Raw genomic sequence first — 23,197 nt, 5'->3', positions numbered from 1 at the left:
AGTAGATGTAAAATTAGAGGCTTTAAAGTTTTGAATTACGACTACAAAAAACTCTACCAAAATCATTCTTTCATGTTATACTAACACAGAGTGATTTTTATTTAGTTTAGTAAGATTGAAAGGTAAGTTATATAATGAGCAATTCACATTTGAGAGAAGAAGTAGAAAAAAGACGGACATTTGCGATTATCTCCCACCCTGACGCTGGGAAAACGACGATTACAGAGCAACTTTTGCTGTTTGGTGGTGCAATTCGTCAAGCTGGAAGTGTAAAAGGGAAAAAAACGGGAAATTTCGCCAAATCTGACTGGATGGAAATTGAGAAACAGCGTGGAATTTCGGTTACCAGTTCTGTCATGCAGTTTGATTATGCGGGAAAACGTGTCAATATTTTGGATACGCCCGGGCATGAGGATTTCTCAGAAGATACTTACCGCACGCTAATGGCAGTAGATGCAGCAGTCATGGTGATTGATACGGCAAAAGGGATTGAGGCACAGACGAAAAAACTTTTCAAAGTCGTAAAAGATAGAGGGATTCCAGTTTTCACGTTTATGAATAAACTTGACCGAGACGGTCGTGAGCCACTGGATTTGTTGAGCGAATTAGAAGAAGTGCTAGGAATCGAGAGTTATCCGATGAATTGGCCCATTGGTATGGGGAAAGGTTTGGAAGGGTTATACGATGTATTTCACAAGCGAGTGGAACTTTATCGTCCAGAAAACTATGAGGGTGAGCGTTTTATTCCGCTTGATGAGACAGGCGATATTCCAAAAACGCACAAACTTTTTCAAAATGCTGTTTATACGCAAGCACAAGAAGATGTTGAATTGCTAGTAGAGGCGGGAAATGTTTTCGATGAAGAACGTATTCAAAATGGTGATTTAACGCCTGTATTCTTTGGTTCGGCACTGACAAATTTTGGTGTTGAAACATTTCTTTCCACCTTTTTGCAATTTGCACCAGAACCTCATGCACATAAAACGATTGAAGGGGAAGAAATAAGTCCATTTGTCGAAGAATTTTCTGGCTTTGTCTTTAAAATTCAAGCGAATATGAACCCAGCACATCGTGATAGAATTGCATTTGTCCGTATTTCCAGCGGTACATTCACACGTGGAATGGACGTGACGTTGCAAAGAACGGGCAAAAAAGTGAAATTGTCAAATGTTACACAATTTATGGCAGACGCTCGTGAAAATGTTGAAACTGCGGTTGCAGGTGATATTATCGGGGTATATGATACAGGAAACTACCAAGTGGGCGACACGATTACCGAAGGGAAGTTGAAAGTTGCCTATGAAGAGTTGCCAACCTTTACCCCAGAGCTTTTCATGAAAGTGACAGCAAAAAATGTGATGAAACAGAAGTCTTTCCATAAGGGAATTGAGCAACTTGTGCAAGAAGGAGCAATTCAGCTCTACACAACTGTTCAAACAGGAGATTACATTATCGGTGCTGTCGGTCAACTTCAATTTGAAGTGTTTCAATATAGAATGTTGAACGAGTATAACGCAGAAGTAGTCATGACACCTATGGGGAATAAAATTGCACGCTGGTTCAAAGAAGAAGATTTTGATGAACGCATGAGTAGCTCCAGAAACATTTTGGCACGAGACCGTTTTGGCAATCCATTGTTCTTATTTGAAAATGAATTTGCAATGCGTTGGTTTGCAGACAAATATCCAAATGTTGAGTTGGAAAGTTTGCTGTAAAAATTCCGTATCGGTCAAAATCAGCAATTTTGAGGAAGTATGAGTTTAAAAAAAACATTATGGGGACCTCTAAAAACTCCGTTTAAGTCAAAATTAGATAGTTTTTTGATCTTCGAGGAAACCGACGAAAACTATGTGGTTCATAGAAATGCGAAGAGGGGCGAACAGGAGTTTGTCGTAGTGAGTCACAGCATTTATTTACTGGAAACGAAGTTTCCAGTGCTGTTGCGAACAGCGACCAAACTCCTGACCCTCGTAGCTAGACAAGGTTGAGGAGGATGACGAAGAAAATCGGAAAACTAGCAATTTTGGATAAGCGTGAGTTTTTAGAGGTCCCCTTATCCTCAAAAAGTCGAAAATCCTAATTATTTGAAAAAAACACCTTTTTTTAGTAAGCTGTTTGATGAGGCTTGTTATAGGTCTCCTTAAAAGTGAATAGACAAATTGAATTGAGAAAAAATAAAAGCGAAATGGTGCGTTTTGAAGTCTGCAACAGTGAACCATAGCATTTACTTGCTGGAAACGTAGTTTCCAGTGCGGTTGAGAACAGTTGCCAGACTTCAGCGCCATGTAGCTAGAAAAAAGGAGCTTACCTAAAATGGAACATTCAAATGAAAAACAACAAAAGACAATGAAATTTTTATCAATTATTAGCCTTATTCTTTTAGTGGCTACGTTGATTGTGAGTTTTCTTGCTTTACAGCAAAGTTACTCAACGCAGGCAACACAAAGTCGTGAACTAAAAGAAGTACGCAAGTTGTTGAAAGAGAATGGAAGTGGTAATGGAGTTTCGGATATTTATACTTTTGAGGTTTATTACGCACCGTCAACAAAAGTAGCAGATAGCATGAGGGCAGACTGGAAAACGAACAAGGAAACAAAACTTGTTTTTGTCAAAGCTCGTGGACGTGTAGAGGCGAAAGAAGTGGCGATGAATCAACAAAAAATTGATGAGGCACAAATTTTACACGTAGTCAATCCTGACGGGACAGACAATGACGGTTGGGTGCCACCAATCTATCGCTACAATGTGCAAAGCAATACCAATCAACAATAAAATTCAAAGCCTAAGACAGAGTTCATTCTGTTTTAGGCTTTTTTTTGCGTTATTCAAATTTTATAGAATAAAAAGTTGAAAAATAATGAAAAATTGTATATTGTTATTATTGTAAACGTGAACAGACCAAGAAAAGCGAGCGGGGTGGTTAGAAGTCTGTGGCAGTGAACCGTGTCGTTCATATACTGCTACACTTCGTTTCGCATACAGTCTTTCTAAGAATCAAAGATTCTTGAAAGACTAGCATCAAAACGAAGTTTCGAGCGACACTGTGAACAGCCACCAGACTTCTGCCCCACGTAGCTAGACAAAAAAAGCGAAGAAGTGCGTTTTGAAGTTGGTGAAACTATGAACAACCGCCAGATTTCAACCTCTCATAGCTGTAAAAAAAGAAAGGAGAAGCCTATGTTTGATAAGGATTACAAAAAAAGCAAGGAGCAAAGTATAAATGCTAAAGCTACATTGCTAGAGAAAATGAAGAAACGTCAGAAACAGAAAGAAGAGAGTAAGGGGAATAGCCAAGAAAATGATTCCCTCCTTATCAAAGGATTAGAGAAAAAAGATGAGATTATTCGAAAACTGAAACAAGAAAAAGAAGAAATTTATCAAGAAAAAAATACACTAGTACGAGAGTTTCAAGAGCAACTTAGGGAGTCACAAGAAAAAATTGAACGATTAGAGCAACAGTTGGAAGAGGAAAAGGAACTAAATAAACGTATGGAGACGGAGAGGATTACTCAAGACCTTTCGTTTGAGTTAGACAGAAAAACGGAAGAGCAGATGAAATATTTTCTTTCTAAGGTAATTCAAGAGGAGACGAATAAGTCGCTCAATCGCTTTGTGGCGAAAGGAAATGAATTGTTGAGCAAGCAATCTCTGAAATGGGAGAGAGATAGTGCGTCGATTTTAACCAAAACTCAGAGATTAGAGCATGAAACCCTGCAAATAAAGGAGTCTATGCAGCATGAGAGTAAGCAAATTCAAGAAAAAATGGAAGATTTGCAGAAAAATAGTGTAGAGACTTCACTTGCGAAATATAGTGCGTTAGAGGAAAAAGTTCACAAATTGGAAAGTGAAAGAGAACGACACATTAGTAAACTGCAAGAATATAGAAATGGCGAGTGGTTTAATTTAAAAGAACTTGCTCCAAGTGTCTTGATTTCATGGTTGTTGACCTTGCTTTCACCGAAAAATACGGAGCGTTTTTCTCTATTGCCAAAATTGGTAGAACGCTACAATCAAATGTTTGAAACTTCGCCAAAAGTTGATATTTGGGAAGAAGTAAGAGGGGAAATTCTTGTTCGTGGGGAGTATGTGTATCTTGTTGTTGAGGAACAATGCTATTTGTTGCAAGATTTGAATGGGTTTGAGCCGTTGCAAGATAAGGACGAATTTTTAGCGAGTATTCAACGCTACTCACATCAAGTGAAATTGTTGAAAAAACTTGAAAAACTAGAGAAAATCGAAGAAATTTTACCTGCTAAACCAGCCCCTCGCAAGCGGAAAAAAGAAATCGTGAAACAAATTTCTCAAGAGGAATTAGAAAACAAGCGAAAACTGAGAAAAGTGCTTCAAGGAAAGAAAGTAGCATTGATTTCATGGCACAATATGTCAAGTTATGTGATACAATTGTCAAATTACGGCATCAAAACAAAAGTTTTAGATTCCAAAAAACATCCAACGCAAGTAATTTCAACGCTATTTTCCGAGAAATACGATTACACCTATCTTTTCATTCAAGGAGTTGACCACCCAACGTATTGGAAAGCGATGAAAAAATACAAGTCATATGAAACACCACCCGAATCTGTCAGAATTACTTATAACCCAAATCCAGATGAAATTGTCCACGATATGTACATTTCAAGCGTAGGCAAGAAAAAGGAAAGTTCGCTGTCTGTTTTGATTAGTGGGCTAATGGGGAATGGTGTGAAGAGGGAAGAAACGGAAGTGGAATCTTAATTTGAAAGGTATCTCTGAAAACTTCGTTTCAGCGTGAGTTTTTAGAGGTACCCTTAAAAAACTTTTTTAGAGAAGTACATACACAAAGCACAAATAACAGAGGTGAAGAAATGAAAATAGGTATTGATATGGACGAAGTTTTAGCTGATTTTTTTCTGTGTGATATTCAATTGCACAATCAGTTGTTTGATGAACAGTTAACAAAGGAAACACTAGGGAATCAATATGTTGACCATAAATATCCAGAAAAATCAAAAGCAATGCGAATGGCACGCAATTTTCCGGGACACTTTTTGAGATTTCCACCATTACCACATTCGCAAGAAGTAGTCGAAAGATTGAGCGAACGACATGAACTTTTCATTGTCAGCTCGGCAATCATGTTTCCAAATAGTATGGTGGACAAATTGAGCTGGTTGGAAAAATATTTCCCCGTTATTTCAAAAGATAGAGTAGTATTTACCGCAAGCAAATACTTGTTAGACCTAGATGTATTAATTGACGACCATGTAAGAAATTTTGACGGATTTAAAGGCGTGGGCATTTTATTTTCTTCCCCGCATAATGCAGAAATTAACTATGAAATGAGATGTGCGGATTGGCTGGAGGTGGAAAGGGAGATTTTAAGGTTGGAATAATTTATTTACAATGGTTTAAAGATAAGTAGAACTATAAAATTATTTTATATTCAATAAACTATGTTGACGGTTTGTAAAAAAATGATGTGTTTTTTGTTGTTTTGCAGGAGGAGTCATTGATATTAAGTATAAGGTTACTTCTAAAAACTCACGCTTATCCCAAATTGCTAGTTTCAGGCGTTTTTTAGAAGTACCTATAATTATACATGTTTTTTTAAAGGTAGTATTATTTTTATGAATTGAATTATGACTAATTATGATATAATGTCAGCAAACAAGAAAAAATGGAGGGAAATATTGTATGCAGGAAAGTGGAAAAGGTGGTTTTTTTGAACAGAAATTTGAACAATGGAATAAAAAATTATTAGATCTTTCAAAAAAGAACCATTTACTGAATTTTAAACCGAGAAAAACAGGGACATTTGAACTTTCAAAAGAAGGTGAAATTGAAACTTTGTTCACAGATTTGATGGAAGGGGAAGGTTATCTGTTTGAAGTCATGACTACTTCATCCAGTAATGAAGAAAATAAAAAGATTAAAGACCGAACAAGAAAACTTGACTATATTAGGAAACAAATTAAACAAGCGGATGACGAATTGGGGTTTAATATAGGTTATGTTGCTTTCGGATTGTTATGTTGGAAAGAAAATGATAATCATTCCAAAGAATTTCAATCTCCGCTTATTTTAGTTCCAATTCAAATAAAAAGAGAGAATTTAAAGTCACCTATTCAAATTTCAAGAAAAGAAGATGAAGAAATTTCTTTTAATCCAGTAATACTAAAAAAACTTTTTGATGATTTTGGGATTGAAATAGATGAAAAATATGAGTTTAAAAATATATCTGAGTCATTATCATATATCGAGTCTTGTATAATTGGCTTTGACTGGTCGATTTCAAGACAAGTGTTTATAGATACTTTTAATTTTCAAAATTTAGTAATCCAAAAAGACCTTGAAAACAATAAAGAAATGATTCGTAATAATCCATTTATCAAAGCAATCTCTGGAGTGAAGGATGAAGTGGTAGGAAAATTATTTGATGAATACAATGAAGAAATAGACTTGAAAAGTGAAAGTTCTAAAAGTCGCTTACAAATATTAGATGCCGATTCAAGTCAGCAAGAGGCGATTAGTCGTGCAAGAAGAGGAGATAGTTTTGTTTTGCAAGGACCTCCGGGAACTGGAAAAAGCCAAACAATATCAAACATTATTGCCGAACAATTAGGTTTGGGGAAGAAAATTCTTTTTGTTTCAGAAAAACAAGCAGCACTTGAAGTTGTTTATCAAAAATTGAAAGAAAAAGGGCTTGCTGATTTTTTGTTGACATTACACAATACTAAACAGAAAAAAAGTGATATTAGAGAACAGTTGGAACAGGTTTATAACCTTTCATCTAATCCACATAAGTTTAGAGAAGAAGATTCGTCTCGCTATGAATTGCTGGATAAAAAAGTACATGAATTAAATAGTTATACAGAATTAGTTCATAGTCAAGAGAATTCAACAGGAAAGTCTTTTTATGAATTGCACGCTAAATTATCAAAAGTTCTTTTGGAAGACGATTTATTGTTTTCAGTTGATAAGAAGTTGTTGTCTTTAAAATATGAAAAAATGGAAGTATTATTTCAAAAAATTCATGAGTTAGGAAAAATGTATATTACTTCCACGTTCAGACATAAAGATAATGGCTGGAAAAATTTCAAAGGATAAATGAGTTTTACAAAAGGAACGGAAATCTCTAATCTTTTTGATGAATTGAAATTAGAAGGAGATAATTTTTTTGACTTAGAATACAAGATTTTGAGTGTCTTTCCTAATAAAGTATCTTCAATGACATTGAAGGAATTTGTCGAAAAACTGCATAGAACTACTATTGCAAGGGAAGGGAAGATGAATTCTGAGTGGTTAGAATTAGATTTATCCACCGTATTGGCTAAAATGAATGAAATTGAATCATTAAGAATGGAAAAACGAGTTATTGCTGAAGAAATTTCCTCAACGGAAAGTCAAATCAAGACTGTTTTTGAAGATGAATTTTTAGAAATAGAAGAAGTTGAAAAACTTGTAAAAATATTGAAATTTGAATATAAATCATTTTTGAAACGTTTGTTTTCAACGGAGTATAAAGAAATTTTCCAAAAGAATAAACGACTAACGAAGGAACTCAAGTTAAATTACGAAGGACTAATAAGCAATGTTGAGAAACTAGCAACTATTCATTCCAAATCACGTATTATGACTGAACAAACTAAAAAATTGGAGAGTTATGAGCAAAGATTATCTAAAATTTTAAACGTGAGTCAAAATCTTTCTGATGAAGAATTAACTCAGTTAAAAAAAGGAATTTCTTGGGGGGAGAGTATAAAGAATATTTGTTATGAAAATAATATTTGGCTTATCTCTCTAACGACCATTCAAAATATTGTTGAAGGAGTAAATGTTGTTGACTGGACTAAAGTGGTGGAGTTGGCGGATAAGAAAGAGAAATCGGATGGCAAAATCACGGAATTACTCGCTAAATTTAGTAATTATTTTGAAAATGTTCCGCTCAATATGCAAGAGGTTTTAAAATATATTCAAGAGTTGGAGTTTAATACTAAAGAGGAGTTTTTTGATTACAAACGAATAAAGGAGGAATTGTTAAAGGAATATCGGTTAGATGATTTTATTGAAAAAGTGGAAGGAATAGAAATACAAGCAAAAAATGTTGAACTTGTATTTTTAAAAAGATTTATTTTATTAGTATTGGAAAATATCCCTGAGTACAATTCAATAACCAATTTATCGACGAAAGCAATAATGGATAAAGTAGATAATTTTAAAAAAGAGGATAAAAGTACTTTTGATTTGGCACGTATTAGGATTTTTAATGCACTTGTTGATAGATTACCAAATACAAATGAAAATGTAAAAACAACTGGTGGTGAGATAGAAATTTTAAAAAAAGAGTTGACGAAAAAAGCAAGATTGTTGCCAACTCGCAAACTTATCGAAAACCTTCCAACATTACTTCCTCGACTGAAACCTTGTATTATGATGTCGCCTTTGACGGTCAGCACTTATTTTTCATCAAATTCTGATTGGGAATTTGATTTAGTGATATTTGATGAGGCATCACAAGTAAGGCCAGAATTTGCAGTTGCAGCTATTAGTAGAGGGAAACAAGTTATAGTCGCAGGTGATAGTAAGCAAATGCCACCTACATCATTTTTTAATTCGTCAAGTGAAAATGAAGAAGATGATGAAGAAGACATTCAAGATTTAGAATCAATTTTAGATGAATTAAGTGTGAAGATTCCAGAAACATACCTTAATTGGCACTATCGGAGCAAAGATGAATCGCTTATTACTTTTTCAAATAAGAAGTTTTATAATGATCGATTGTTTACTTTTCCAACGGACAACTTAGATGTCCATAGTAATGTGCGGTTTACTCATGTGGAAAACGGAGTATGGGAATCGAAATATGGAAATACTATTGAAGCGGAAAAAGTAACTCAACTAATATATGATTTTGCTGTAAACTATCCTGAAAAGTCACTAGGAGTAGTTGCCTTTGGGAAATCGCAGACAGAAATAATCGAGGATAAGGTGCTTGAATTACGTGAACAACATAAGGAATTAGAATCTTTTTTTGATGAAAATAAAAGTGAGCCGTTTTTTATTAAAAATTTAGAAAATGTTCAAGGGGATGAACGAGACATTATTATTCTTAGTGTAGGTTATGGTAAAGACCCTCAAGGTAAACTAAGGATGAATTTCGGACCACTTATACAATCTGGTGGCGAAAGGAGATTAAATGTGGCAGTCTCTCGTTCAAGAGAAACTATGCACGTAGTTTCTAGTTTGAGAGGGATAGATTTATCAGTTGATAAAAGTAATAATGAAAATCTTGTAGTGTTCAGAGACTTCTTGGAATTTGCTGAAAAAGGAGTAGGAGCATTAATTGGTTATAATCTGTTAGAAGAAGATCATGGAACAGAATTTGATTCTGATTTTGAAGAGAATGTTTATGACTATCTTACGCAAAGAGGATATAAAGTTCATACGCAAGTTGGTGCATCTGGTTACCGAATAGATATGGCAGTTATTCACCCAAATATACCGGGGAGATATGTTTTAGCTATTGAATGTGATGGAGCAGCATATCATTCTTCAAGAACAGCACGAGATAGGGATAGATTAAGACAAGAGATATTAGAATCTAAAGGTTGGAGTTTTTATAGAATTTGGTCTACCACTTGGATTCATGACAATCAGAATGAAAAAATACGTTTAATTGATACGATAGAAAAGGCTATTCAGGAATATTCAGAATCTGGTGGAGAGACTCTAAAGGATAGAGAAACTTTAAAGGAGAAAATTAAATTTGTTCCTGTTGATATGGCGGTTGATAATGTACTACCCTTTTACTCTGAGGGAGTCTATGTTTTTAAAGATGACATTCCAGCACTTTCAGATATTATCATGCTTGTAGCTAATAAGTATGTAGGGTATGAAATGCATGATTTAATGCGACATATTAATAAAAAAGTTTTTGGTAAAGAAAGATTGACACAAGGTTATAAAGATATTTATGAAAAAGCATTTTTGTATTTGCAAAAAAAGAAGAGAATTGAGCTAAAAGGCGAAGTAATAATAGCTGTTTATTAAGACATAAGTAGAATTAAATAATCTAAAAATAGGAAAAATCGCATGAAATCAACATTTTAGAAAATGAAGTTTTTGCGATTTTTCTATTTTCCTTAAAGTCTTTTAATCTATTGAGTGTCTTCAAAAAAATTTCCGTTTATCTTGAATTGGTATTTTTTGATTTTCTTTGTCAAGGATATTTTGTTTTTAAGGAAAATAGGATAAATAGAGAAAAGCCTTCTTATCAGGAATAAATATTTTAATAATCTCTTTTCTTTTTTATGGTAAAATAGAAACCAAAGACTCAGAACTAAAAACTCGAGCCAAACAAATAAAAAGAGCAATCATTTAAAGAATAAAAGGAAGTGAAGTTGTGTATCCAGAACCAATAGCGAAGTTGATTGAGAGTTTTATGAAATTGCCGGGGATTGGGCAAAAAACTGCAACTCGGCTTGCGTTTTATACGATAGATATGAAAGAAGAAGATGTCGCCTCGTTTGCAAAATCCCTTCTTTCTGCGAAACGTGATTTACATTTTTGTAGCATTTGTGGCAATTTGACAGAGGAAGACCCTTGCGATATTTGTCAAGATGAAATGCGTGACAAATCGGTTATTTTAGTCGTGGAAGAGCCAAAAGATGTTTTGGCAATGGAGCGTATGCGAGAATTTCGTGGGCTTTATCATGTGTTAAATGGAGTGCTTTCGCCAATGGAAGGAACAGGACCAGAGGATATTAATATTGCCAGCTTGATTACACGACTCCATGACGAAGTGGTGCAAGAAGTTATTTTGGCAACGAATGCGACAACGGAGGGAGAGGCGACTGCAATGTACCTTTCTCGTTTGATTAAACCAGCAGGAATCAAAGTAACACGACTTGCACATGGATTGTCAGTCGGCAGTGATATTGAGTATGCTGATGAGGTGACCTTGCTCAAAGCAGTAGAAGGACGGCGAGAGTTATGAGAAAAATAGTAATTGATGGCGATGGTTCGCCTGTAAAAGAAGATGTTTTTCGCATAGCTGAGGCGTTTGGCGAACAAGTGCTTGTGGTGACAAGTGTTGACCACTATTCTACGAAAAAAATTCCTGAGTATGTGGAAATGGTCTATGTGGATGCTGGAGCAGATTCGGCTGATTTTCGGATTGTGCAACTTATTCAAGCAGGGGATATTCTTGTGACACAGGATTATGGACTTGCCTCGCTTGTCTTGCCAAAAGGTGCTAGAGTATTGCATCAGCTTGGGTTTGAATATACGACAGAAAACATTGACGGATTGCTTGCCAATCGTTATTTTGGGCAACTAACACGTGCAGCAGGCAAACGGACAAAAGGACCAAAACCTTTTACTAAGGAAAATCATGATGAATTTCAGCAAAAATTAATCGAATTATTACAAGAAGAAACGAGTAAAGTATGATAAGATAATTCACATGAGAGAATACTGATTATTTGGAGGAATATCAATTGAAAAAAATCGTTTTAATTTATGGAGGACGTTCAGCAGAGCGTGAGGTTTCGGTTTGGAGTGCGTTTTCTGTTTTGAAAGCAATGGATTACACACAAGTAGAAGTGCAAACTGTTTTTATCTCAAAAGAAGGGGATTGGGTAAAAGGAACACTTTTTACCGCACCACCGAAAAATGAGGGAGAGTTGCATTTAAGCTATGCCATTTCAAAGGAAGATGACGCACCAGATTATACAGGTGTTATCATTTCACCAAGTGAAATTTACGAAAAAGGTGCAATCGCCTTTCCTGTTCTTCACGGACCAATGGGCGAAGACGGAACAATTCAAGGCTTTTTTGAAACGATTAAAATGGCATATGTCGGCTCAGGTGTTTTGGCAAGTGCCAATGGTATGGATAAAATTATGACCAAACATCTTTTGCAAGTAGCAGGGATTCCACAAGTACCATTTGTACCCGTTTTGCGAAATGAGTGGAAAACTTCACCTAAGACGATTTTTGATTTGTGCGAAGGAACGCTTGTTTATCCTCTATTTGTCAAACCTGCGAATATGGGGTCTAGCGTGGGGATTTCAAAAGTAGAAAATAGGCAAGAATTGCAAAAAGCATTTGAGCTTGCCTTTGAATATGACAGTCGTGTAATCGTAGAACAAGGAATTGATGCCAGAGAAATTGAAATTGGTCTACTAGGAAACGAGGAGGTTAAAACAACTCTTCCCGGTGAAATTGTCAAAGAGGCTGCGTTTTACGATTATAATGAAAAATATATTGACAATAAAATCCAAATGGCAATTCCAGCAGAAGTAGAAAGTGAAATTGTTGTCAAAGCACGTGAATATGCCAAACGTGCATTCCAAATTTTAGACGGTTCTGGATTGAGTCGAGCAGATTTCTTTTTAACAAAAAACGGAGAATTATTCTTAAATGAATTAAACACAATGCCCGGCTTTACGCAATTTTCTATGTACCCACTTCTTTGGGAAAACATGGGACTTTCGTATAGCGATTTGATTAAAGAGCTTATCACCCTTGGTGAGAAACGCTTTGAGGTAAGACAAGGGTATTTTAAAAATTAAAAATGAACTAAAGGGTACCTCTAAAAACTCACGCTTACCCAAAATTGCTAGTTTTGGCTTAACCGGAGTTTTTAGAGGTATCCTAAAAAACTCGCAAGAAATCAGTTTCTTACGAGTTTTTATTTTTCCAGTACATAAAGTTCACGATAGCGACTGATCAAAATATCTGCAAATACTTGTGCTTGGTATGAACCTGTGGTCATGGATAAAGGATTGCTTAGATTGACGACTTCATCAAATAAACGGACAATTTTTGCTTGTGTGTTTCCCGTTATCAAGATTGTTTCATTTTCCTCGAAATTAAATTCCCAAAGTGTTTCTGCCATATGCGGAAAAAAATTGCCATAGACGGATAAAACGACAATTAAACTTCCCCCTTTAATAGATTTTGTATTATTTTTTTGCTTTAATCGACCGTCAGCATAATGAATAAACTTGCCAACATTTAAAAACGAATATTGCAATTCTCGCAAAATCGCTCCACTAGATTGCACACCGAAAAAATAAATATGTTCATGTTCGTAAATTTTCGCACAAAATCTATCTACTTGTTCTTTATCTATTGCCCCAATCATTTTCGCAATGGAATTTTGAACGAGTTTACCATATCGTTCGAGATTGTTTTCAAAGGAATTGTTTTTTTCAAACACCGCTTTTTGCTTGTTTAAATTGTCTGAATAAATTCGTTTTCGATAGGTGGCAATGGATTGATTGTACTCTGCATAGTTGCTATATCCTAGTTTTTGTAGAAACCTCACCAACGTTGCAGGCGAGACGTGAGATTTTTCAGCAAGACTCTCCAAAGATAATTTCTTATCGTTTTTTGAAATGGAGAGCAATAAAGTGTTCGCAATGATTGCTTTTGTCTCATTATCTGTTGTTGTAGCAATATCTTGTAGTTTTCTTACAATGTCCGAAATTTCCATATTTCCCCTTTTATTCTCCTATTTTTTTGAGATACTTGTTATTTTCTTTCACAATATGAAAGGATTTCATTCTATGTTTCTCTTTCAATAAAAAAACAGAAAGCCCTCTCAATAAACGTTATGATAAACACATAGGCTTATATCAATTTCAATTTTCTCATGAGAAAAGTTTATCACAGAAAGGAATTTTAAACAAGATGAATAAATTAGAAGGATTTATTAACGAGAAATTGGTTCCAGTTTCTCAAAAAGTACAAAATAATAAGTATATGAGTGCTGTTTCTGACGGATTCACCGCAATTTTACCCGTTACCATTATTGGTGCCATTTTGACCTTGTTGTCCGTTATCCAATTTGAACCATACCAAAACTTTTTGGCAATGACGAAACTCGGCACATTGTTTGGCTATGCAGGAAAAGTAACGACTGATTTACTTGGGGTTTATGTAGCAGCCTCTATTGCGTTTGTCATGACACAAAAATTAGGTCATGAGCAAGAAAGATTTTTTGCCTCAATTAGTGCGTTGGTCATGTTTTTCCTCTTACTACCAACTGGTGCAAGTGAAAAGTTAGAAAATGGGGATATTGTAACAGTAAAAAGTGCGATTTCAATGGAGTTTCTTGGTGCAAAAGGAATGTTCATGGGGATTATTTTAGGGATTTTGGTTCCAATTATTTATTGTTGGTTTATCAATCGAAACATTACGATAAAACTGCCTGCTGGTGTACCACCAATGGTGTCAAAAAGTTTTGCCTCCATTATTCCAGTGGCAAGTTTGGTTTTGATTTTTTCTATCGTTCGTTTGATTTTTGAACAAACTTCATTCAATAATGCCAATAATTTTATTTACACCATTTTAGGCGAACCATTGATGAAGTTAGGGAACAATCCAGTTGCGTTTCTCATTCTCATTTTGGTTTGTCAAATTCTGTGGTTTTTTGGAATTCATGGGCATTTGGTTATTCGCCCGATTCTTCAAGCGGTCTTTACACCTCTTAGTTTGATGAATTTACAAGCGTTTGAACAAGGGCAAGAATTGCCAAATATGATTACGTATCAACATATTGGGACTTATACAAGTCTTGGTGGGAGTGGTGCATTGCTTGGATTTGCGATTTTAATGGCATTTACAGCCAAATCAAAACGGTATAAAATGCTTGGGAAAATGGCGTTGCCGTCAACGTTTTTCGGTATCAACGAACCCGTTATTTTTGGGATTCCGCTTGTGTTAAATACAATGTTTATGATTCCATTTTTACTTGGACCATTGTTGATGTTTATTATTCCTTATGTGTTGCAAACTTTGCATATTATTGAAACGCTTCGTGGTGTCACGTTAACGCTTGGTGTACCTGCACTAGCTTATGGTTGGATAGAAGGGGGACTTCCGATTTTGATTATGCAAATTATCTTGATTGCTGTACAAGTAATTGTTTGGTTGCCATTTTTCAAAGTAGCAGATGCTCGAGCATTAGCAGAAGAAGGGGAGGCAGCATGAAAAATTATCAGAACACATTCCCAGAAAATTTCTTATGGGGAGCTGCCACCGCCGCTTGTCAAATTGAGGGAGCCTATGATTTAGACGGAAAAGGATTGTCCGTAGCTGATGTGGCAATGCGTTTTACAAAAGATGTCGCACGAGCTGAAAGGAAAAATATTTCGCTCGAGCAAGTTTTGCAAGCAAAAGAAAGTCGTGATAGTAAAAAATATCCTAAACGTCATGGTATAGATTTTTATCATCATTTTAAAGAGGATATTCGTCTTTGTGCAGAAATGGGCATGAAAGTTTTCCGTTTTTCGATTTCTTGGACGAGACTGTTTCCCACAGGAATAGAAGAAATTCCTAATCCCAAAGGAGTACAATTTTATCATGAAGTGTTTGAGGAACTTGCCAAATACAACCTTGAACCACTAGTGACAATTAATCATTTTGATATGCCACTTCATTTAGTTTTAGAATATGGTGGCTGGAAAAATCGGGAATTGATCGCATTTTACCGTAGATATGCCAATACATTATTTGATGAGTTTGGGCAATATGTCAACTATTGGATTGCCTTCAATGAAATCAATGGAGCAAAATTCAATGTCTTTTTCTCGACAGGAACACTTCGTGAAAACACGGACAATTATGGTGAAGACTGCTATCAAGCAGCACATCATCAATTTCTTGCGAGTAGTTTGATTAAAAAAGATTTACAAAGTAAATATCCTAAGGCGAAACTCGGGTGCATGGTGGCAAAATTTACAAGCTATCCTGCAACTGCCGAACCAGAAAATGCTATGCAGATGATTTTAGATGAGCAACTCAACAATTTTTATTTTACAGATGTGTTGGTGCGAGGCGAGTATCCTTATTATGCAAGTAAGTTATTTCATGATAATGGGATTCAACTGAAAATGGAAGAGGAAGATGTTGAGATTTTAAAAACTTATACGGTGGATTTTCTGGCGTTTAGTTACTATATGTCAAGCGTTTCAAGCTATGACGAAACAATCGAAAAAACAGCAGGAAATTTGACGGAAATGAATAAAAATCCTTATTTAAAAAGCTCAGAATGGGGGTGGCAAATTGACCCAATTGGTCTAAGATACACGCTCAATCAACTTTATGAACGCTATCAAATTCCGTTATTTATTGTGGAAAACGGAATTGGTGCAGACGATTGTTTGACAGAAGACGGAAAAGTGCATGATACTTATCGTATTGATTATTTGCGACAACATATTCAGCAGATGAAATTGGCAATAGAAGACGGTGTAGACTTAATAGGCTATACCACATGGTCAGCCATTGACTTAGTTTCATCAGGAACGAGCGAAATGTCCAAAAGATATGGTTTTATCTATGTTGAACAAGACGATAACGGAAATGGAAGTCTAAAGCGGATTGCAAAAGACAGTTATTATTGGTATAAAAATGTTATTTTTAGTAATGGTGAGGACATTTAATTGGGTACTTCGTAGCTAGATAAGTTCAAGGAGATTGAAGAAGAAAAACGGAAAACTAGCAATTGGGGATAAGTGCAAGTTTTTAGAGTTGCCCAATTTCTCAGCATAAGGAAAAGTCTCCTATTGTTCATTGTGAATAGGAGACTTTTGTTTTTAGAGATGTCTTTTAAAATTGCTGATTTTCACGCATTTTCTTCCAAGCCATTGTGATTACATTTGCATGGTCAAATGCCATTTTATTCGTGCCTTTATTTTCGCCGTCATGCAAGGAAAGACGCATATTTTCCCCGATTAAAAGCTCCCCGTTCTCTTCTTTGATTGAAAACCATTTTGCCGCTTTGGCATCATCATCTGCAATCGGTGTAGGAATATCAGGGAGTACAGCGAAATAGGCAATGCTAATGACCCAGCCACGAGGGTCGCGATTTGGCGTGGTGAACGTGTAAAATTGAGCAATGTTTTCTTGCGTTACTTCCACCCCTGTCTCTTCTTTGGTTTCACGCAAAACAGCCATTTCACTAGGCTCTAGCTTATTGACAAATCCGCCCGGCAATGCCCAAAAATCTCGAAATGGATTTGCAGCTCTTTGGATGAGCAAAATTTTTGATTTTTCTGGTGTAAAAATCACAATATCGACTGTGACACTTGGTTTCTCATATTTCGGCTCATCTTGCGTATGATACCATTCGAGAAATTCTTCTTGCGATGCAATTTTTTCATAGTAATCTTTATTTTTTTCCATGTTTCCTCCGTGAATGTTTGTATTTAGAGATAATTGCTGTTTATTCAACAGGCACCACTAAAAGAGACAACGGCTTTTTATTTTTATTCATAACTTTCCTCCTATTTGAAAACCATTTTTAGAGGTACCCATATAAAATAAATTATATAGGAATTTTTTTAATAATCAACGTAAACGAGAAGAAAAAATAGAATCGTTTCAATATGAGAGTGTGACTCAAACTGGAAAAATTTAAGAAATTCGTTATACTTAAAGGTACCCTTATTTAGTGGGAATTTTAACGAACGGAAGAATACAAATGAAAATAAACGAGAAAAAGCAAACGTCTTCTATCAAGCAAGTTGCACTAATCGCAGCCTTGTTTTTAGGTTATACTATGATTTACATTGATAAGTTGTCTATTGGAATCACCCTTGTCCCTATGGCTGAAAAATACGGGATTTCAGCGAGTGAAAAAGGATTTATTATGAGTGCCTTTTTCTTTGGTTATGCACTTATGCAAGTACCAATGGGTTTTTTGAACTTGAAATTAGGTTCCAAAAGAATTGTTTGTTTTTCACTTTTTGGTATTGCGATTTTTGCAAGTTTGCTTAGTTTTGGTACAAGTGTTTTGTACTTTATCCTCATTCGTTTTCTAGCAGGAGCAATTGCACATTCTGGTTATGCAGCAAGTGCAGCTAGGGAGGTACAAAAGCAAATTGACGAGAAACGACAAACTTTTGCACAAGGAATTTTACTTTCTTCATCAGGTATTGCAAGTGTACTAGGCCCTAAAATTGTTACGCCAGCAGTTGTAAACTTAGGGTGGAGTGTAACGTATCTTTTACTTGCCGTATTGGCGATTGTTATTGGCGTGATTTTATTTTTTGTCATTCCACGACAAACGAAAGAAGAAGTCAAAGAAGAAAAAATTACCAAGGAATCTCTTTTTCAAGTGGCGAAGAATCCTGTTGCGTGGGTGTTATTTTTTGGAGCGTTTTTCCTAAATTCACTAATGTACGGAGCAGTTAACTGGATTCCTAGTTTTTTGACAGGAGCAAAAGGGATGAGCTTAACTCAAGCAGGTAGTATTACATCTATTGTAGGATTTTTCTTCTTACTTGGTGCAATTTTAGGTAGTTTTATTGTAGGGAAAAAATTTGCAGGAAACGAAAAAAATGTCATCAGTATTTGTGCAAGTTTGTCCGCCATTTTCTTACTCCTTGCGTATTTTATGCCAACAACTTCGCTTTTGACAATGTGTCTTGGATTAGGTGATTTGTTTTGTTCTACCACTTTTGTGACGTTGATGAGCCTACCACTCAAACGATTTGCTCAAGAAGTATTTGCCCCAAGCTATGCGTTAGTAGCAACAGGTGGCATATTAGGCGGTGTCGTCTCCCCTAGCCTCATCGGTATTTTAGTCCAAGCCTCAAATGGTGGATATTTCCCAGTCTTTTGCTATTTTGCAATTTTAGGAGTGCTAAGTGCAATGGTAATTCGTAGGATTAGTAATAAAATATAGGGTAAATTTTTTTGGCACAAGAATGAATTCATGCGATGATATATTTGTAGATGAGGGCAACCTAACGACAAAGAGGCTGGGACAAAACTAGCCTCTTTGTGTATCTAAATGAATCTCATATAAGAAGAAAAATTTGATTTTTATTAAAAATAATGCTTGTTTTATCAATAGTTTTACATTAAAATGATTAGCAGAAGAACGAAAGTTTAATCGGCGGTGGCTTAGTACAATCTGAAAGGATGTGGTGCCTATGGGAGAAATCTCTAACACTCAGAACTTACAGAAAGGAAAAGCTCATACTATGACAGTGTATGAAACGCTACAACTAATGCTTGCTTTTGGTGCATTTGTTGTTGCGTTGCTATCACTTGTAGTTGTCCTTGTAAAAAAGGATAACTACAAATAGTAAAAAACCGTCCACGACTTTGGCAAGTTAGACGGTTTTTTTTACTGTATTATACGAGCCACCGACTTTTACTCGGTCGTTCTTTCTATTTTTATTATATATCAAAACCAGAAGAAGTCAACTAAAAAATCATAAACAAGGCAAGAGCCAACTTTCATTTTATTTTGAGAGTTGGCTTTTTTTGCGTTTGAGAAAGAAAGGAAAAAGCGAAATGCTAATAAAAAATCGGTCGCCCTCGGAAAAATCGAGACGAAAAAAGACAAACTAAAAGAAAATTAAAATAGGAGGTTAAAATGAATTTTCATTTCAAACAAAAAGTAAAAAATGCAACGGTTTTATCTGTTTTGTTGCTTGCAGGGTTGGACTGGTTTTGCTGATATTTCTAGGATGTATATTGACGGAAACTTGGCTGGTGTATTGAGCCAGAAACAACCGCACACGCAGGGGCTGGATATAGTGATACACCTAGCTATAATCATCAGATGAATCTCATTACTGCTATGGCAAGCGATTTAGGAGCTGAAACGAATAACGAAATTTTTGTTGGTGCTTTGAAAATGTTGCATGGCGAAATTAATTGGACGTGGGATAAATTGACAGGAATGACTATGGCAACGGCAGGTGTTCAGTATTCTCGAAGTAACAATTATTCCTAAAGACTATAAACAGACCGATTGCGAAAATTCTTTTCACACACTATAATAGAGAAGTTAAATGCGAACCTTCAATTCGTGATTTGGCAAAAAATCAGAAAGATGGTGAAACAATGCAAGACAATGCAAAAACACGTGTTGTTGTAGGAATGAGTGGAGGTGTTGATTCGTCTGTGACGGCACTTCTTTTGAAAGAGGCTGGGTATGATGTTATTGGTGTGTTCATGAAAAATTGGGATGACACAAACGAGGCGGGAGTTTGTACGGCAACTGAAGACTACAAAGACGTTGCAGCAGTTGCAGATCAAATTGGTATTCCGTATTATTCGGTGAATTTTGAAAAGGAATATTGGGATAGAGTATTTGAGTATTTTCTCGCGGAATATAAGCGAGGACGCACGCCAAATCCTGATGTAATGTGCAATAAAGAAATTAAGTTTAAAGCATTTTTAGACTACGCTTTGGCACTTGGGGCAGATTATGTAGCGACAGGTCATTATGCACAAGTTGTACGTGATGAAAAGGGCAACTCTCGTATGCTCAGAGGTAGTGATAATAAAAAAGACCAAACGTATTTTTTAAGTCAGCTTTCACAAGAGCAATTAAATAAAACGATGTTTCCACTAGGGCATCTTCAAAAAAGCGAGGTGCGTGCAATCGCTGAGCGTGCAGGACTTTCAACTGCGAAGAAGAAAGATTCTACGGGGGTTTGTTTCATTGGTGAAAAGAATTTCCGAGAATTTTTATCAAATTATTTGCCAGCAACAAAAGGAAAAATGTTGACAACTGACGGCGTAGAAATGGGTGAGCACGCAGGATTGATGTACTACACAATTGGTCAGCGTGGCGGTCTTGGTATCGGTGGGCAAAAAGAGGGGAACAATGACCCTTGGTTTGTTGTTGGAAAAGATTTGTCGCAAAATATTTTATACGTTGGTCAAGGATTTCATCACGAGGCACTTTATGCTACAAGTCTTACAGCAAGTGAAATTCATTTCACAACGAATGAAGAAAAGCCACAAAAATTTCGTTGTACCGCCAAATTCCGCTACCGTCAGCAAGATGAAGGAGTAGAAGTAACGCTTTTAGACGACAACAAAGCACTCGTAACATTCGACCGACCAGTTCGAGCGATTACCCCGGGGCAAGCAGTCGTTTTCTATGACGGAGAAGAGTGCCTTGGCGGAGGATTGATTGATGTGGCATATAAAGAGGAAAAAGTGTTGCAGTACGTGTGAAAACTAACGATATAAAATGTCAAAAAGTTTGCTAAAAAACTCATGAATCTCAAATGCATGAGTTTTTTAGCATGATAGTTTAAATTTTTTATAAGTTTCGCTATATTGTTTCACAACCAACACTATGCAATTTGAGTTATTATATATCGCTAAAAGTTATTTGAATTTTGTATAAATCCCTAAAACATAAGGCTAAGGAAAAATTGATTCAAATTTTGAGAAGAGTTTATCCATTTCTTCTTGTGAAACTTTTTCACATCATACGCTATTCCCGCTTGAACTTTTAATTTGATAAAGATAAAATTTTACTAAGGGTTTGAGTTTGTGAAATGAAATATAATAAAAAAGGGGAAAGTTTTCGTTTTCACAAATTGATCCAATCAAATGTGAAAGTGAGAGAAATTTATGGAAGGGACTTTGGGTGAAAAGTTAAAACAAGCAAGGGAAAGGCAAGGGGTATCGCAAACGGAATTGGCACGACAGCTTGCAGTCTCACGACAGACAATTTCGAGGTGGGAGACGAATAAAAATTTACCTGATATAGAAAATATTCATATGCTGGCAAAAGAGCTAGGCGTTTCCGTAGATGAATTGTTTCAAGAACAAGAGGGAACTGAGCATACAGAAGAAATGAAAGCGTGTACGTTAGCTGAAAAAAACAAGAAAAAGACTATTTTTTTAGTGGTCTTGATTGTTATATGTATATCTATTACACCATTTGTTCTATTCATTCCATTTTTAAGTATCTATCTTAATCGAAGAATAGAGTCGATGTTTCTAAAAAAAGTTATACTTGGAGCGGGTGTTCTATGCGTGCTTTTGACGATTGTTCGACTGATTTGGTGGTTATTTGTTGTAACAAACTTGTAGTTGTTTTGCCTGTTGGAAGAGTTTTAGTGTGACGGATTGCAAGAAATACTAAGCAAAAGTAAGCTGCCCTAAAGGTTTTGAGAACAAAAAAAGCTAGAATTTTTAGTTGTCTAGCTTTTTTTGAGTGCTATTTTACAACTTCCTCGGCTACCACCAAAACATCACAAGGAGCATTGCGAATGACAAAATCGCTCACACTTCCCACCATGAAACGCTCAATCGTGTTCAAACCACTTTGTCCTACCATGATTAAGTCCACACCATATTTTTTTGGCAATGTGTGTGCAAGAAGCTCTTTCGGATTGCCGTAAATGACTTCAGTCTCAACGTTTGGAAAATCAATACTTTTCGCCCAAACTTTTACTTCTTCAAGCAATTCCGTAAATTCCTTTGCCTCATGTGTTAGAGCATTATGGCTAATATTTCCATAACCAAGCAAATCGTACATTTGGTGTTGTATAATGGAAACAGCTATGAGACGAGCATCGTTTCTACGTGCCACTTCTACCGCACATTCAAATGCGTGGTTGGCTTGAGGACTACCGTCAAGCCCGACTAAAATCGTGTTATATCTTTGTTCCATGAGAATCCCTCCTTGAAACAAGTAGGCAAACGTCTACTTCAAGCTATTTAAAAACGTTGTGATTTCCTCTTTTGTTTTTCTGTTTTTGTTAACCAATCTGCCCAATTCATGACCATTAGTTGTCACTACAAAACTTGGAATACCAAAAATATCCCATTTTATCGCTAAATCCATAAATTTATCACGGTCAATTTCGACAAAATTATATTCTGGGAAATTTTCTTCGATTTCAGGCATAGCAGGTTTGATAAAACGGCAATCACCACACCAATCTGCCGTGAAGAAGAATACCGTCTCTCCCTTTTCAATATATCCTGCAATTTCTTCATAAGAATTTGGGTAAATCATATTCCGTCTCCTTCATTTAGTCATTTTCTTCAATCCCGATTTGTTGGAAATCAACTAGCACACCAGTTTTACTATCTGCAAGAAATTCATAGCTGACAAGCATTTCGTTTTCTAACCGAACAATTCCGCCTCGATAAACAGGAATACTTACATCCATTTGAGGAAAGTGCTCAATTTCCTGATGAATAAAACTTCCTCGAATTTCGCCTTCTTTTGCAAAATGTCGCCGCACTTTGCGAAGAATTGCTTTACTGGAGAGCTTTCTATTGGCAACAAGCGAGTAAATTCCAAAACTAATCCCTGCACCTAGCACAATTCCACATCCCAACCCAAAGCCTAACGAACGTTTTTCATTTTCAGTCATGTTCTATGCACCTCGCTTTTTTTATATTGTATATTATTATTTTACCATAATTTCAT

The 23,197-nt window shown here is 35.8% G+C and carries 22 protein-coding genes; 17 read left to right on the top strand and 5 right to left on the bottom strand.

Annotated features, from left to right (window positions below; all coding sequences use genetic code 11):
• Nucleotides 1-134 precede the first annotated feature (134 nt).
• From B5D30_RS06310 to B5D30_RS06265, 10 genes are all read left to right on the top strand, one after another.
• The gene (locus B5D30_RS06310) at nucleotides 135-1,715 is read left to right on the top strand and encodes a peptide chain release factor 3 (protein ID WP_078807206.1); all 1,581 of its coding nucleotides are present in this window, start codon (nucleotides 135-137) and stop codon (nucleotides 1,713-1,715) included.
• Nucleotides 1,716-1,754: 39 nt separating this feature from the next.
• Entirely contained in the window at nucleotides 1,755-1,988 is a 234-nt protein-coding gene (locus B5D30_RS06305; RefSeq protein WP_078807205.1) for a hypothetical protein, read from the top strand.
• A gap of 325 nt (nucleotides 1,989-2,313) precedes the next feature.
• Entirely contained in the window at nucleotides 2,314-2,772 is a 459-nt protein-coding gene (locus tag B5D30_RS06300; RefSeq protein WP_078807204.1) for a hypothetical protein, read from the top strand.
• Between the two features lie 405 nt (nucleotides 2,773-3,177).
• Nucleotides 3,178-4,734, top strand: a complete 1,557-nt coding sequence (locus B5D30_RS06295; protein ID WP_078807203.1) for a coiled-coil domain-containing protein — start codon at nucleotides 3,178-3,180, stop codon at nucleotides 4,732-4,734.
• 110 nt (nucleotides 4,735-4,844) lie between these two features.
• Complete coding sequence (locus tag B5D30_RS06290) at nucleotides 4,845-5,372, top strand: 5' nucleotidase, NT5C type (RefSeq protein WP_078807202.1); 528 nt, start codon at nucleotides 4,845-4,847, stop codon at nucleotides 5,370-5,372.
• A gap of 301 nt (nucleotides 5,373-5,673) precedes the next feature.
• Entirely contained in the window at nucleotides 5,674-7,086 is a 1,413-nt protein-coding gene (locus tag B5D30_RS06285) for a DUF4011 domain-containing protein (RefSeq protein ID WP_078807201.1), read from the top strand.
• Entirely contained in the window at nucleotides 7,087-10,029 is a 2,943-nt protein-coding gene (locus B5D30_RS06280; RefSeq protein WP_078807200.1) for an AAA domain-containing protein, read from the top strand.
• Between the two features lie 352 nt (nucleotides 10,030-10,381).
• Nucleotides 10,382-10,975 (top strand): recombination mediator RecR, encoded by a 594-nt coding sequence (gene recR / locus B5D30_RS06275; RefSeq protein WP_407675494.1) that lies wholly within the window; start codon nucleotides 10,382-10,384, stop codon nucleotides 10,973-10,975.
• Nucleotides 10,972-11,430 (top strand): YaiI/YqxD family protein, encoded by a 459-nt coding sequence (locus B5D30_RS06270; RefSeq protein ID WP_078807199.1) that lies wholly within the window; start codon nucleotides 10,972-10,974, stop codon nucleotides 11,428-11,430. The genes recR and B5D30_RS06270 overlap by 4 nt, the downstream gene beginning before the upstream one ends.
• A 47-nt stretch (nucleotides 11,431-11,477) precedes the next feature.
• The gene (locus B5D30_RS06265; RefSeq protein ID WP_234984632.1) at nucleotides 11,478-12,554 is read left to right on the top strand and encodes a D-alanine--D-alanine ligase; all 1,077 of its coding nucleotides are present in this window, start codon (nucleotides 11,478-11,480) and stop codon (nucleotides 12,552-12,554) included.
• A 119-nt stretch (nucleotides 12,555-12,673) separates the two neighbouring features.
• Here the strand turns inward: B5D30_RS06265 and B5D30_RS06260 are convergent, their stop codons facing one another.
• Nucleotides 12,674-13,480 carry a MurR/RpiR family transcriptional regulator gene (locus tag B5D30_RS06260; RefSeq protein ID WP_078807198.1) on the bottom strand — a complete coding sequence of 269 codons (807 nt, stop codon included), beginning with the start codon at nucleotides 13,478-13,480 and terminating at the stop codon, nucleotides 12,674-12,676.
• 197 nt (nucleotides 13,481-13,677) lie between these two features.
• Between B5D30_RS06260 and B5D30_RS06255 the strand changes: the two genes are divergently transcribed.
• Nucleotides 13,678-14,979 (top strand): PTS sugar transporter subunit IIC, encoded by a 1,302-nt coding sequence (locus B5D30_RS06255; RefSeq protein ID WP_078807197.1) that lies wholly within the window; start codon nucleotides 13,678-13,680, stop codon nucleotides 14,977-14,979.
• Nucleotides 14,976-16,433: a glycoside hydrolase family 1 protein gene (locus B5D30_RS06250; RefSeq protein ID WP_078807196.1), complete on the top strand. Its 1,458-nt coding sequence runs from the start codon at nucleotides 14,976-14,978 to the stop codon at nucleotides 16,431-16,433. The genes B5D30_RS06255 and B5D30_RS06250 overlap by 4 nt, the downstream gene beginning before the upstream one ends.
• Before the next feature lie 166 nt (nucleotides 16,434-16,599).
• Here the strand turns inward: B5D30_RS06250 and B5D30_RS06245 are convergent, their stop codons facing one another.
• Complete coding sequence (locus B5D30_RS06245) at nucleotides 16,600-17,175, bottom strand: NUDIX domain-containing protein (RefSeq protein ID WP_078807195.1); 576 nt, start codon at nucleotides 17,173-17,175, stop codon at nucleotides 16,600-16,602.
• A gap of 298 nt (nucleotides 17,176-17,473) precedes the next feature.
• Here B5D30_RS06245 and B5D30_RS06240 point away from each other — a divergent pair, with 298 nt between their 5' ends.
• The 5 genes from B5D30_RS06240 to B5D30_RS06225 all read left to right on the top strand — a co-directional run bounded on the left by B5D30_RS06240 (nucleotide 17,474) and on the right by B5D30_RS06225 (nucleotide 21,846).
• Nucleotides 17,474-18,679, top strand: coding sequence for an MFS transporter (locus B5D30_RS06240; RefSeq protein ID WP_144399506.1), 1,206 nt, complete (start codon nucleotides 17,474-17,476; stop codon nucleotides 18,677-18,679).
• A gap of 301 nt (nucleotides 18,680-18,980) precedes the next feature.
• Nucleotides 18,981-19,085 (top strand): putative holin-like toxin, encoded by a 105-nt coding sequence (locus B5D30_RS06235; protein WP_234984631.1) that lies wholly within the window; start codon nucleotides 18,981-18,983, stop codon nucleotides 19,083-19,085.
• Nucleotides 19,086-19,585: 500 nt separating this feature from the next.
• A complete protein-coding gene (locus B5D30_RS13610) occupies nucleotides 19,586-19,741 on the top strand; it encodes a hypothetical protein (protein ID WP_159443238.1) in 156 nt (51 codons plus the stop codon).
• 110 nt (nucleotides 19,742-19,851) lie between these two features.
• A complete protein-coding gene (mnmA, locus tag B5D30_RS06230) occupies nucleotides 19,852-20,976 on the top strand; it encodes a tRNA 2-thiouridine(34) synthase MnmA (RefSeq protein WP_078807192.1) in 1,125 nt (374 codons plus the stop codon).
• Between the two features lie 405 nt (nucleotides 20,977-21,381).
• Entirely contained in the window at nucleotides 21,382-21,846 is a 465-nt protein-coding gene (locus tag B5D30_RS06225) for a helix-turn-helix domain-containing protein (RefSeq protein ID WP_078807191.1), read from the top strand.
• Between the two features lie 127 nt (nucleotides 21,847-21,973).
• On the opposite strand, the gene B5D30_RS06220 is transcribed toward B5D30_RS06225, so the two are convergent.
• From B5D30_RS06220 to B5D30_RS06210, 3 genes are read right to left on the bottom strand one after another with little or no spacing between them, the layout of a single operon-like run.
• Nucleotides 21,974-22,429: a universal stress protein gene (locus B5D30_RS06220; RefSeq protein WP_078807190.1), complete on the bottom strand. Its 456-nt coding sequence runs from the start codon at nucleotides 22,427-22,429 to the stop codon at nucleotides 21,974-21,976.
• A gap of 33 nt (nucleotides 22,430-22,462) precedes the next feature.
• A complete protein-coding gene (locus B5D30_RS06215) occupies nucleotides 22,463-22,777 on the bottom strand; it encodes a thioredoxin family protein (RefSeq protein WP_078807189.1) in 315 nt (104 codons plus the stop codon).
• Between the two features lie 16 nt (nucleotides 22,778-22,793).
• A complete protein-coding gene (locus tag B5D30_RS06210; RefSeq protein ID WP_078807188.1) occupies nucleotides 22,794-23,141 on the bottom strand; it encodes a hypothetical protein in 348 nt (115 codons plus the stop codon).
• Nucleotides 23,142-23,197: the final 56 nt, after the last annotated feature.

The sequence above is a fragment of the Pilibacter termitis genome (genome assembly GCF_900167335.1).
In the GTDB taxonomy this organism is placed as follows: Bacteria; Bacillota; Bacilli; order Lactobacillales; family Streptococcaceae; genus Pilibacter; species Pilibacter termitis.
This window is presented reverse-complemented; position numbering and strand designations above follow the sequence as displayed.